This is a genomic window from Salmonella sp. SAL4457 (genome assembly GCF_046548235.1).
Taxonomy (GTDB): Bacteria; Pseudomonadota; Gammaproteobacteria; order Enterobacterales; family Enterobacteriaceae; genus Salmonella; species Salmonella enterica.
In genome coordinates, this window is record NZ_JBGDZO010001007.1 from 1 (window position 1) to 250 (window position 250).

Annotated in this window: 1 protein-coding gene; it reads right to left on the minus strand. The window is 66.8% G+C overall.

The window, feature by feature from the left end:
• Positions 1-250 (minus strand): hypothetical protein (locus ACLJNW_RS27200; protein WP_410961664.1); only part of this gene is annotated, 250 nt, incomplete at both ends.

Sequence of the window (250 nt, forward strand, 5' to 3'; positions counted from 1 at the left end):
GGCCAGGTTCCACTTCACCAACTGGCTGTCGATGAACAGCGGGGTATAGGCGTTGCCTCGGCCATCGAAAGTGGTGTGCAGCGGGCCGAGGCCCAGTTCCGGCTCGCCCACCACCACGTCGCGCGGGTCGGCCAGCTTGCCGGAGAACAGGTCGCCGAGGCGCTCGATGGCGATCATGGTGCAGGTCGGCGAGAGCTTGCCGTTGGCGATGAAGTACTTGCCGTCCGGCGAGGTGTTCAGCCCGTGGGGG